This is a genomic window from Pseudohongiella nitratireducens (assembly GCF_001642735.1).
Classification (GTDB): Bacteria; Pseudomonadota; Gammaproteobacteria; order Pseudomonadales; family Pseudohongiellaceae; genus Pseudohongiella; species Pseudohongiella nitratireducens.
The window spans coordinates 16428-29222 of sequence record NZ_LWHM01000003.1; the positions used below are offsets into that span (position 1 = coordinate 16428).

Below are 12795 nucleotides of genomic sequence, written 5' to 3' on the forward strand. Positions count from 1 at the left end.
CTGCCCGAGGTTCATCAAATGCCATCCAACACAAGCCTCCAACGATACCTGACACCAGTTCTCCTGCTGGGGTTACTGGTAGTCTCCAACTGTGCACCGGAGCGACCACAACAAACCTCGGCACCTCAATCAACTGAAGAACCAGCCGCGACTGACCCGACTTTAAGAACCATCGAATCAGGCAGATTATCAGGACTGATACAGGAGAACGGCAGCCTGGCCTGGCGCAACATTCCTTATGCCCGGCCACCCGTTGGTGACCTGCGCTGGAAGCTGCCGCAAGGGGTTGAAAACTGGGATGGGGTTTATGAGGCTGTAAACACGATTCAGCCTTGCCCTCAGTTTGTTTCCGGATTGAGTGCAGGCATCCCAGACACCGATGGTGACGGCATAGTGGGCAATGAAGACTGTCTCTACTTAAGCGTGTATGCACCGAGTGACATTCCGGAGGACGAAGCGCTTCCGGTCATGTACTGGATATTCGGTGGCGGCAATAACAGCGGTTACGCTGGCGACTATAACGGTGGCATTCTGGCTGAATCACAGGACGTGATTGTCGTGACGGTGAATTATCGGCTTGGCAGTCTGGGCTGGTTTCTCCACCCTGCCATCCTGGAAGATAATGCCAGCGGCGCTGCTGCCAGTGGCAACTGGAGTACTGTCGATACCATAGCCGGGCTGGAATGGATTCAGGATAATATTACTGCGTTTGGTGGCGACCCGGATAATGTCACCATCTTTGGTGAATCAGCTGGTGGCGGCAATGTAATGAGCCTGGTCACCAGCCCAATGGCAGAAGGACTTTTTCATCGCGCTATTGTGCAAAGTGGCGGCATTGGCACCACCAGCATTGAAGCTGGTATCAATTACACCGATGACACCGTACCCGGCCATGCACACAGCAGCAAAGAAATCGTTAATATGCTGCTGATACGCGATGGTCTGGCTGCTAACCGGGACGCGGCTAAAGTACTGCAGGACAGCATGACCAACGATGAAATCCGTGAGCTGCTTTACAGCCAGTCTGCTTCCGAGTTTCTGAAACTCTATAACCCCAATGCTGCCCGCAATTACCCGGCTCCCAAAAAATTCACCGATGGCACGGTGTTTGTTGAGCAGGATCCTTTAGAGCAACTGGCTTCAGGCAACTACAATCAGGTGCCGATCATACTGGGCACCAATCGTGATGAGCGCCGCATCTACCTTTATGGTGCCTGGGCAGATACCATTCGTAGTGACCCTGAAGAATATATTCGTTTTGCTCACTATCCTTCCCTGCAATGGAAATGGCGTGGTGTTGATAATCTGGCCCGGCGCATGACTGATGCGCAGCAGGCTCCCGTCTACGCATTTCGCTTTGACTGGGACGAACAGCAAACCCGCGAGGATGGATTTGACATGGGTATTGCCATCGGGGCAGCGCACTCTACTGAAATGGCCTTTGTGTTTGGCGACTGGGGCGTCGGCTTTATCAACCCCGACATGCTTTATGATCCGTCCACCAATGCTGGCCGGGATGCACTTTCAGATGCCATGATGTCCTACTGGTCAAACTTTGCCTACAGCGGAGAACCCGGCCAGGGTCGCAGTAACAACCTGCCGGAATGGCAGGCCTGGCAAAATGGAGACGGTAATCCAAAAATGATCATTCTGGATTCCGAGGCCGATGGCGGTATCCGGATGTCAACGGAAGAAGTGATTCAGGAAAGTATCAAAGCCAGTTTTATGGCGGAGTCCTGGAGTGACCCACAAAACCGTTGCCGTGCTTACCTGTCCACATTTGCGGGCACAGCCGCCTTCGATCAGACTGAGTACGAAGGCCTGATTGAAGGCGGTTGTTCTCGCGAATAATCTAGAAAATATGATGCACGACCTCGATAAATTAACCCAGTCGTGCATCATTAATACTAGGTCTACATACTCTGAATTTTACCACCGCTTGCCGAAACCATCAGTTCCACAATCCGTTTAGTCACATTCGGCTCCAGTCCTTCGGTATGACCTTTATCAAGCCTCACTACGTCTGCCACGACCCGCCCATCCGAGCAGTTCGGATACTCATAGATATCCGCAGTACCCAGTCGTGCTTCCCGGCCCCAGACCGGATAACCGGCACGGCCGGTGTCATACAGCCAGCCAGGCTCTGTATCCACCACCCGGGTGTGCTTGCGGGCATCACACTGATAACGTTCAGCCCAGGGAGAGGCATCCGGTAGAGACTCAATTTCATACTCGCCAATGGCAAAAATGTGGGAGAAATTGCAGTCAGGTAACGTCTCCTCAGCCATGCCACGAGGTCGTGATGGCGGAGGTGAACCGTCTGGCAGGGGTGGACCGAAGTTATCGACAAACGGTGCCTGGCCAATCCGTCCACCGGAGAGGCTAAGCATCCCGTCGACTTTATCTGCAAAGAAATCGCTGCAAACGATACGGCGCGATGTCATGCCCCCCTGACTGTGCCCGGCCAGCCAGAATGACTTGATGTTTTCTGCGCCGAATGCACCAATCACCTGCTCGGTGATAGCCTGCAGGTGAGCGTCATCGGCCTGCGGCGTCCAGACACGAACACCACTGCCGCCGCCCATGGACGCTGAACCTGCAGCCGTTGGCGTGGCAACCACCAGTTTATAGTCATCCTTGTAGTCCATGGCCGGAAAATAATGACGCTGCCAGTTGCCGATAGAACCGGCACCGTGAATATTCAACACGAACAGTACATCTTCACCCGGCTGCAAATCGCAGGGGTAATCCAGGAAATACTCCCGACCGCTGCCAGGTTCGGTGACATTGCCACCAACGGCGGTTTTACTGGCACAGTCTCCTTCTGCACAGTGAACCGGTGGCGGCGTCTGACAGGCAACCCCCAACACGTCTGCAGCAAAAGCCAGTGGCGTGGCTGACAATAGTACAAGCGCCAACAGACTCCTTTTCGTGTAACTCACCAGATAGTTAACTTGCATCCTTTCTCCCCTCATCAGTATTCAGATACTGCCTGACTTTACGCTTTGTCAGTCACTTAGACAGCCCTCTCGCGTTGAACTGGATGGAATTTGCGTTCAACGCTGAAAAGGACATAACTGCATGATCTGGCTAAATGGCCATTCGATTATTTTTACCCCTGATATTGAAAACAATAAGTATTATCATTACCATTGCGTTCTTTATAACGATCGGGGGAGACCGTCATGCCACATTTCCAGAGCTCCGCGTTGCACCGCGGCATTATTTCAACCATCAGCGTTCCCATGTTTGTCATGACCATGGCATCAGCAGCACAGGCACAAGACAGCGGAGCAGATGACAGCATTCAGGAAATCGTCGTCACCAACCGCTACTCGACAAACGACCGCCTTGATACCGCTACCGGCCTGGGTCTGACCCTCCATGAAACCCCACAATCGGTGAGCGTGGTGACCGCAGAGAGAATCAGCGACCAGAACCTGCGCTCACTGACTGATGTGATTGACAATGCGGCTGGCGTTTCCGCCCGGGCGCAGGACAGTTCACGGTCCACGTACGCTTCTCGCGGATTCTCCATCAACAATTACCAGATTGATGGCGTGCCGATTTACTGGCAGCCAGGCAACAACGCAGGTGAAACCCAATCCGATACCAGCCTCTATGAGCGCGTGGAAGTTGTCCGTGGCGCAACTGGCCTCCTGACCGGTGCTGGCAACCCTTCGGCCTCAGTTAACCTGGTACGAAAACACGCCGACAGCAAAGCATTTACCAGCACCCTGGATATGTCAGCGGGTAGCTGGAACAACTACACCGCCACTGCTGATGTGGGTACCGCATTAAACAGCTCAGGCACCATTCGTGGCCGCGTTGTCACGCATTTTGCTGATGGCGACTCGTTCCGTGATCTGGCCAGTGAAGAAAAAACCGTACTCTACGGTGTGATTGATGCCGACCTGAGCGAAAATACGCTGCTACGTGTCGGTGCTACCTACCAGGACAATGAGCCAGGTGCCTCTACCTGGGGTGGTCTGCCTGTCTGGCATGCTGATGGCAGCCGAACCGACTGGGATCGGGAGAAGACCATCGCAGCCGACTGGACGACCTGGTCATCCACAGTCGAGAACTACTACCTGGACCTGACACATGAATTCGCGAACAGCTGGACAGCCAAGTTCAGCATCAACAGCAACAGCAATGACTCAGACCAAATGCTATTGTATTTGTCAGGTGCCCCGGACCAGAATACCGGCCTGGGCATGGGCGCCTCACCACGCAACGCAGAAACAGAACGGGAGCAGTTAAGCTACAGCCTGAACGTGAATGGTGAGTACTCACTGTTTGGCCGAACTCATGAACTGACCTTTGGCGCGGTTGATCACAGCGAAGATAATATCGCCTGGTCCCGCGCCCGTAGCAACGTCGCTCCTGTGGGTAATTTCAACCTCTGGGACGGCAGCTATCCACAACCTGACTGGGGCGCACAAGGTGTGGATGTTGACGTCGAGACAGATCAGTTCGGTTTGTATGGTGCCACTCGCCTTTCATTGACTGAACAGTTCAAGTTGATCCTGGGCGGACGTGTTGCTGACTGGGAGCAGGAAGGTCTTTACTACGGCACACCGCGCTCATTTGGTGACACCAATGTTTTCATCCCTTATACCGGCGCCTTGTATGAAATCAATGATCAGCATACGGTTTACGCCAGCTACACCGAGATTTTTCAGCCACAAAACCTGCAAGACCGGAATGGTGATTTCCTCGACCCGATCAAAGGCCAAAGCCAGGAACTGGGTCTGAAGAGCCTGTTTTTTGATGGTGCCCTGCAAACGACTGTCGCGGTATTCGACATTTTACAGGATGACCTGGGGCAGCCAGATGGCAGCTTTATTGTTCCCGGCACTATTAACGGCCAGGCCTATTTTGCCAGCGAAGGCACCGAAAGCCGTGGCTATGAACTCGAAGCCGTGGGCGAAATTCTGCCTGGCTGGAACGTCAGCCTCAGCTACACTAACTTCGATGCTGAAGATGCCAACGGTAACGAGGTCAATACCGACCACCCGAGAAAGCTGTTTAAACTCTACACCAACTACCGCTTCCGCGGTGCGCTGGAAAATCTGACAATTGCAGGCGGCGTAAACTGGCAGGGCAAAGAGTACATGGACACCAGCAACCTGGTGACGGGCGACCCCGAACGGCTGGAGCAGGATGCCTTTAGCCTGGTCAGCATGATGGCGCGGTATGACCTCACATCCAATCTCTCGGCACAGGTGAATGTTGAGAACCTGCTGGATGAGACGTACTACAGCCAGATTGGTTTCTACAATCAGCTTGAGTACGGTCAACCAAGAAATATTACTGCGAGTGTTCGTTATCGATTTTGATAACTCACTCAACAAAGAAGCCGACGTTTAGTCGGCCTCTTTCGTTACCATCCTGAAAAAGAGCCAAAGCACATGAACCTCTCCGCTCCACGCCTGATTGCCCTTGTTGCAGCTGCTCTCATTGGCGGCTACTTCACCGCCATATCCAGTGGTATTTTTGCAGGCAGCCTGTTTGGTTTGATCTGGGGGACTCCTCGATCTGAAGCTGCCCTCACAGGCCACCTGTTAAGCTTTATCAGCTATGCCTTTATTGTGATCTGGGTCTTTCATGACCGTCGCCCCCTGTTTGTCTGGAGCATACTGAGCGTGATTACGCTACTGATGACAACTATCGGGATGTGGTTGGGAGGAATGTTGGCATGAGCACTGACATAACCAAAGGCACCCCGTCTACCAGTTATAACGGAGGATGGCGTACCTCTTCAGCTTGGTTACATACCTGGTCGGGCCTCACACTGGGATGGATACTTTACTTTGTTTTTGTGACTGGCACAGTTGGCTATTTTGATACTGAGATCGACCGCTGGATGCAACCTGAATTACCTCGTTCTCAAACGGGTACCAGCACCGACGAAGCGGCAAACGCAATACTCAATTTTGCCCAGGCCAATGCCCCAGGTGCTGACCAGTGGCTGATGTCCTTGCCTGCCAGTCGCAACCAGCCCTTTGGCAGCCTGTATTGGCGTGGTGCATCCATTGAGTCAGGTGCTGTTTCTGCATCCGGTAATACGCTTATCGACCTGAACAACATCACTGCGCTGAATGCCAGGGAAACCGGTGGCGGACAGCTACTTTATCAGATGCACTGGCGCTTTCCTTACATGACTCGAAACTATTCAGACTGGATCATCAGCATTGCAACCTTCTTCATGTTTGTTGCCATTATCTCCGGCATCATTACTCATAAACGCATCTTCAAGGATTTCTTCACTTTCCGGCCAGGAAAAGGACAGCGCTCCTGGCTCGATGCACACAACGTGCTTAGCGTCGTTGCCTTGCCGTTTCACCTGATGATTACTTACTCCGGCCTGCTCTTTATGGGATTCTCATTCATGCCGCTGGTATTCGCAGCGTACTACGGCAATGACAACGGTGCCCGTGGTCAGTTTTACAGTGAAGTCTTTGATCCCCCTGGCATGGTCGCAGCCGCAGGTGTCGCAGCCCCACTGACGGACCTTGATGCTGTCATCGAGGAGGCTGAGTCTGTGTGGGGAGAAAACCGTATTGCCACGATCGATATCCGCAATCCCGGGGATAGTCAGGCAAGAATTTTTATCTCGGAGAACTTCGATCAGACTGTCGCAGCAGGAGCCGGGCGTCTTGTTTTTGATGGTACTAGCGGCGAATTACTGCACAATGCTCCTTCCGCTTCCTCTCCTGCGAAAGCAGTAAGAGATGTTTCATTGGGGTTGCACGAAGGTTTGTTCGCGACCACTTTACTACGCTGGCTATACTTTTTTGCAGGTGTTGTAGGTACGGCCATGGTAGGTACCGGGCTGGTCATGTGGACAGTCAAACGGCGACAACAGGCTTCCTCCGAGATAGACAAGAAGCACCGAGGCATTCGTCTGGTTGAGAAATTAAATGTTGGTACGGTGGCCGGACTGTTTGTCGCTCTTGCCGCCTACTTCTGGGCCAATCGCCTGCTGCCAGCCAGCATGCCCGGCCGAGCTGATTGGGAAGTCCATACCATGTTCCTGACCTGGGCGCTGATGCTGATGCTGTCAGCTGTCATACCTGCACGGCTGGGCTGGCCACTGCAATTCAGGCTGGGCGGCTTCGCATTCGTTCTATTACCTGTCGTGAATATGGCGACAACAGAACGAGGGTTGATCCACAGCCTGGCGACAGGTGATTGGGTTTTTGCCGGTTTTGATCTGACAGCACTGCTTTGCGGAGCCCTGCTGTTCTGGATTGCTCAACGCGCAACGCAGGTTATGAACAAACACCAGAAACAACGCGCACCACAAACAGGATCGACCAGCCCCATACCGTCAGAACATCCCGTTGAGGGAGCCAGGCAATGAACTCACAGTTACTGACTCTGGCATACAGCCTGCTTCTTGCCGCCGTTTTTGCTGCTATTTGTATGCAAAGTCTTCGCTTTCAACGCCAGCAACAGCAAAACTGGCTTCCCGTTAAAGTGCTGAAATTGTCGGCCTGGCCACTGTTACTTTGTTTAGCCATAATCGCTATTGGCAAGATGGGCTGGGGGTTCGGTCTGGTCACACTGTTTGCTGCCACCAGCCTGGCGGCAGTCACAGTGGTTGCTACCTTTACATACAAGCCTGGCAAGCTGCCTCTGCTCTACAGTCTGAGCTTACCCACCGGCAGCATTTTTCTGGCACTGGGATTACTGTAAGCGTTTCTACCATCCAACCGCCTGACCATCTTTACGGTGGTCAGAGCCGGCACGGTAGATACCATTTACCGGCATATCATCACTTCCCATATCCGGCAGCGGAGCATCCGGATCCAGCGAAAATAGAATGGCATTGTAGCCACCCACGGCTCCACCATTAACCGGTCGCACATTGTGGCCTTTGGCTTCTAGTGCTGAACCCACCAGGTTATAAAGATCAAGCTCCAGCGACAGCAGGTCACGGTTCTGGCTATGCGTAAATCGGGCAACGTCCGTGCTCATTTGCAGGTTCATACCATGATCCACCATATTAACTATATGCTGCGCATGCGTTTCCGGCTGCACACTCCCCCCCATATTGCCAAACGCCATTAGCGGCTGATTATCTTTGGTGACAAAACCGGCAATAATGCTATGAAACGGCCGCTTACGTGGTGCTACCTGGTTCGGGTGACCGTCTTCCAACGTAAAACCGACACCGCGGTTATGCAAAATGAAACCATAACCGGGTACGGTCACCCCACTCCCGTAAACTGAAAATACACTGTGGACCAGTGACACCATATTACCCCAGCGATCTGCAGCACTCATGTAGATAGTGCCACCATCGATGCCTCCAGTGACTGACGGTGGGGTCGCCTTGTTAAGATCAATGCGATCACACTGATCTGCGGCATAGGATTTGGACAGGAGTTGATCCAGAGGAACATCTTCAAAATTCGGGTCAGCGTTATAAGCCTGCAGATCCGAATAAGCTATCTTCTTGGCTTCAACCATGTAGTGCCAGTAGTTCGGGTTACTGGGGCCAAGGTCAGCCAGGTTCAGGTTATGAGTGGGGGCACAGACTTCCAGAATGTTGAGCATTTCCAGTGCCGCAAAACCTTGCCCGGGCGGTGGCAACTGATGCACATCATAGCCATGATAGTTGGTGGAAATCGGCTCAACCCATTCCGGTTCATACTTGGCCAAATCTTCGAGTGTCATGGCGCCACCGGATGCCTGAATCTTATCGACAATCGCTTCTGCAATGTCGCCCCGATAAAAGGCATCTGCACCTCCTTCCTGGATGATTCGCAACGTTTTTGCCAGATCCGGATTACGAATGATGCTGTACAAGGCAGGTGGCTCGTTATCAATCAGGAAGGTATCTACAGTATCCGGGTCGCTTTCAATACGCGTCAAGGCACTGCGCAAATCCGCGTGCCTTCGCTCAGTTAATCCCCAGCCTTGCTCTGCAATGGTCGCCGCGCGTTCAAAAGTCTCAGCAAATCCCATGGTGCCGAAACGTTCAAGCATGGCTTCATAACCAGCGACTGCTGCATCAATGGCATTGCCACCATTTTGCAGAATTTCCAGTCCAGCTTGCGAGGCCAGTGGATCGCTGGTGGCTACCATCCCGTTTCGAGCGAGAACTTCAGAGCGACCTTGAGCCTGCCAACCTTGTGCACGTGAACCGGGAGCCGCGGTCACAATGGCTGCCGGAGAAGGAACAGACTCACTGGGCTCACCAAAGGCATTGGGTGACTGAGCATTTGCAAATGGCGTCATCAGAGTCAAAGCCACTAAACCAGAGAACCGATAAAAATGCGTAACGGGTGTGCGGTCAAGTAATGTGTGAAAGCCTTTCATCGAATCACGAATCATGTGCAGTCTCCAGATTTTAAACACAGGTTAACAACATCTCGGCTTGACCTTTGTTGTTACGCCTTTGTTCCAAAATAGGCAACAAAATTTACTTGCCAATTTTAAACAAGTTAAATCAATCTGTTACATGCACAATAATGGGAACGAGGCGCGCACTTTTGGGGCACCAAATAGTACGAAGTACGATACTGCCAATTAACCAACGCAATAAAAAAATTGGAGCCAGCACAGCACTCCCGTGCTGACTCCAAAAACCGCCAGTAGAGGCAAGAGTTATTACATAACAGGATGTCTGACGTTATTGAAAATATCGATAAACGTCGGGATCTTTTCGATTCTGATCGGCACATGGAGGCGGCGCTCCACTTCACTGGCAGCAATCAGACCACGGATATGGTCACGGCTTTTATCGACAACCAGGCAATGCGACTGACCGGATCGCTGTAATGTCTCAATGACATCACCGATGGTGGCATCCTCAATTTCATGTATGTCCATGGCAAGAATGTCGCGCTTGGGGCACATCATCTCACTGACCGTGACATCTTTCAGACGCTCGCCATTTGCCACTTTCACCATGAGATTCACATCACTGAGGTCATCTATTGTAAGGGTGCCTATGAACTCGCCTTTAACATCGGTCACCAGTTTCATTCTGGCATGTGACCGGCGCATTAGCATGGCCGCATCCAGTGCTGGCGTGCCACCTTCAATGATTAAAGGACGGTGTTTTTTGAAATCAGTAAAGAATTCTGTGGCTGGGGAATCCATATCAAGACCACCAAATTCTTCTGGTTGAACCAGATGACTGACATTGTCCACATGAAATAACGTAATCTGTTGCATAGCATTCTCCTGATACAGCTCGGGGCTGGTATCAACGCTCTCAATCAAACAGAGTCAGATTGTCTGAACCCTGGTTGTTAATTTGAAATAAATTGACGCTTGCCTGAAAAAGGCAGATGAGATGCTATTGCGCAGGTGGACCGCGAATGAACTGAAGGGCAGGTTTGTGTATTGCAACTTGAACGACAGAAGGAAGGAAAACACTGCAGTAACCTGACGCAGTGTTGAGGCTGGTTTCACTCCATAGCACATCGCCATGGTCATCAGGCGTGCTTCGAACACAACCACCATACTCACCGCTATGCGCCTGTATCGATGCTTCCCCAAGTGAGGATGATGCCTGACCTGTCGCGGAAAACGACAGGAAGCAAAATAGCGCTGTGAAAATGATTAGTAAACGTTGCACGGACTCACCTGATGCGGGTAAAACCTTATTACCTTCTATTTCAGTCTATGCCTTTCGTCACCATTGTCAAAAGAAAATTGTAACGGGATGCAACAGAAGTAGAATAAGCGCATACGCCTATTTTTTATGGTGCTCAAAACGAATGCTTACACAGGTTCCAGACCCGACTTGACTGTCTATTGAAACTTTCCAGCCCAGACGGTCGCATAACCGACGCACCAGGCTCAAACCCAATCCAGTACCTCCAGGGCGCGTCGAGAAGCCGCCATCGAAAACCTGAGATAAATGCTCATCAGAAATTCCACTGCCGGTATCAATCACCTTCAACGTAGTATCACTGCCAATCACCTGGATTTCACCATCGTGTGTGTGCTGGATCGCATTCCTTATAACATTACTCACTATGACCTGAAGGAGTGATTCAGACTGATAAAGGGGTATTTCGTTTATGAAATGCTGTTCCACCCGAATGTTATGATCATTGAGCTGTGTTCGATATTCGTCAATGATCTGACTGACCAGCTCTGATAGATTAATTGCCTCATCTGACTCCACTGGGTGAGCACTTTCCCGTGATAACAGCAGGCTGACCTCCATGAATCCCTGCATGTCATGACATGCACGGTTGATTCTGGAAAGAGCCCGATGGACGGATTCGTTTGATGATGACTTTATATCTGGCTGCGACTCGAGCACTTCAGTCGCGCCCATGACAACCGACAATGGGGTTCTAAGTTCATGGCTGGCAGCCTGTGTAAACAACTTCTCTCTTGATACAAATTCATCAAGCCGTTCCATGTAGCGGTCAAAGGCCTGTGCAATCTGAGCCACCTCCTTGCCATTGTACTCGGCGCTTAACCTCACACCCCGTTGCTGAGGCTTGATATCGTTCAAAGAAGACGTCAATCGTTGCAAGGGGGATAGTATCGTACTTGCTGCCTTTACGCCTGAAACCGCTGCTATAACAAGAACTAAAAGTGCACCGAACAGCATTATCTCTAGCACCCAATGCTCTTGTTGTTCCCATTCAGTAATATCATAAGTCAGGACAACTTTGTCCAAACCTTCTCCGCTGACGCGTACCTGCAGATATTGATCTTCAACAGAAAGACTGTGATATGAGCCGGCACTTAATTCCTGAAGGCGACCTGGTAATTGTTGCAAATCCGAACCGGCATAAAGCACCCACCCATTCAGTAAATCTGTATCAATCGAGCTGAGGTCATCTGTTGCCTGTCGCAAAAGTTCAAGCTGCGAGTCCACCATGTGACCAAATACAACCTCTTCCAGCCCAACCTTGATTTTCCACACAGCAACCGCAAAAATTGCGCTGGTCACCGTCACAAGAAGAATAACAGCCAGTACGATTCTTTTTCGAAGGCTCAGCGATGTTTCTTGAATATCAATCATATTATTCGTCACTATTCTGGCTTAACCGATACCCTATGCCATGCGCTGTATGTATCAACTTTTGGGAAAAGGGTTTATCAATAATATTACGCAATGAATAGATATGGGTGCGTAAAATATCACTGTCTGGCCGGTCTTCTCCCCAAACCTGATGCTCCAGCTCCTCTCGCGATACGACCCGGTGTGTGTTTTTCATCAGTAGAATCAGCAGTTTTCGTTGAATAGGATTTAACTCTAGTTCTTTCCCTGAGCGGGTCGCCTGTAATGTTTCCTGATTGTACAGTAGCGGGCCCACCGTCAATTCTTCACAATGTTCCCGCCTGTCTTTTCGATCAACCAGTGCATGCAGTCGCACCTCAAGCTCTTTAATCGAGAAAGGTTTAACCAGATAGTCATCGGCACCTGCCGAAAAACCAAGCAATTTATCATCCAGTTCGTCACGAGCCGTCAGCATGATAACGGGAACGTCTTTATTTGAACTCTCTCTGATACCCCGGCACACCTCGATACCACTAAGGCCCGGTAGCATCACATCCAGAATAATGACGTCATACTGTGAGTTTGTCGCCAGCTCCAGCCCTGATCGGCCACTAATGGCGAAATCAAGGTCATGCCCTAATGGCTCCAGATAATCTGCAATATTTTCCGCGATATCGCGGCTGTCTTCTACGATCAGAATTTTCATCATTCAGCCTGCCAAGTACAGATGCACACAGCTTGTATCACCATTGTGCCGGCCATCATGCAAAAATTTTGTCAACAAGCAAAGAAAACTTGATCTAAAG

General features: G+C 51.1%; 10 protein-coding genes. 5 read left to right on the forward strand and 5 right to left on the reverse strand.

The window, feature by feature from the left end; all coding sequences use genetic code 11:
- Nucleotides 1–18: 18 nt before the first annotated feature.
- Complete coding sequence (locus PSCS_RS01495; RefSeq protein ID WP_068810034.1) at nt 19–1851, forward strand: carboxylesterase/lipase family protein; 1833 nt, start codon at nt 19–21, stop codon at nt 1849–1851.
- A gap of 62 nt (nt 1852–1913) precedes the next feature.
- Here the strand turns inward: PSCS_RS01495 and PSCS_RS01500 are convergent, their stop codons facing one another.
- Nucleotides 1914–2960 carry a hypothetical protein gene (locus PSCS_RS01500; RefSeq protein WP_068810035.1) on the reverse strand — a complete coding sequence of 349 codons (1047 nt, stop codon included), beginning with the start codon at nt 2958–2960 and terminating at the stop codon, nt 1914–1916.
- A 225-nt stretch (nt 2961–3185) separates the two neighbouring features.
- Here PSCS_RS01500 and PSCS_RS01505 point away from each other — a divergent pair, with 225 nt between their 5' ends.
- The 4 genes from PSCS_RS01505 (at nt 3186) to PSCS_RS01520 (ending at nt 7704) form a co-directional block, all read left to right on the forward strand.
- Nucleotides 3186–5342 (forward strand): TonB-dependent siderophore receptor, encoded by a 2157-nt coding sequence (locus PSCS_RS01505; protein WP_082866376.1) that lies wholly within the window; start codon nt 3186–3188, stop codon nt 5340–5342.
- Nucleotides 5343–5414: 72 nt separating this feature from the next.
- The gene (locus PSCS_RS01510; protein ID WP_068810036.1) at nt 5415–5705 is read left to right on the forward strand and encodes a hypothetical protein; all 291 of its coding nucleotides are present in this window, start codon (nt 5415–5417) and stop codon (nt 5703–5705) included.
- Nucleotides 5702–7369 carry a PepSY-associated TM helix domain-containing protein gene (locus tag PSCS_RS01515; RefSeq protein ID WP_068810037.1) on the forward strand — a complete coding sequence of 556 codons (1668 nt, stop codon included), beginning with the start codon at nt 5702–5704 and terminating at the stop codon, nt 7367–7369. The genes PSCS_RS01510 and PSCS_RS01515 overlap by 4 nt, the downstream gene beginning before the upstream one ends.
- Entirely contained in the window at nt 7366–7704 is a 339-nt protein-coding gene (locus PSCS_RS01520; RefSeq protein WP_068810038.1) for a DUF3325 family protein, read from the forward strand. The genes PSCS_RS01515 and PSCS_RS01520 overlap by 4 nt, the downstream gene beginning before the upstream one ends.
- 6 nt (nt 7705–7710) lie before the next feature.
- Here the strand turns inward: PSCS_RS01520 and PSCS_RS01525 are convergent, their stop codons facing one another.
- The 4 genes from PSCS_RS01525 to PSCS_RS01545 form a co-directional block, all read right to left on the reverse strand.
- A complete protein-coding gene (locus PSCS_RS01525; RefSeq protein ID WP_229694664.1) occupies nt 7711–9348 on the reverse strand; it encodes a gamma-glutamyltransferase family protein in 1638 nt (545 codons plus the stop codon).
- A 276-nt stretch (nt 9349–9624) separates the two neighbouring features.
- Nucleotides 9625–10194 (reverse strand): CBS domain-containing protein, encoded by a 570-nt coding sequence (locus tag PSCS_RS01530; RefSeq protein WP_068810039.1) that lies wholly within the window; start codon nt 10192–10194, stop codon nt 9625–9627.
- Between the two features lie 523 nt (nt 10195–10717).
- Nucleotides 10718–12010 carry a sensor histidine kinase gene (locus PSCS_RS01540; RefSeq protein WP_068810041.1) on the reverse strand — a complete coding sequence of 431 codons (1293 nt, stop codon included), beginning with the start codon at nt 12008–12010 and terminating at the stop codon, nt 10718–10720.
- A gap of 1 nt (nt 12011) precedes the next feature.
- Nucleotides 12012–12695, reverse strand: coding sequence for a response regulator transcription factor (locus PSCS_RS01545; protein ID WP_068810042.1), 684 nt, complete (start codon nt 12693–12695; stop codon nt 12012–12014).
- Nucleotides 12696–12795: the final 100 nt, after the last annotated feature.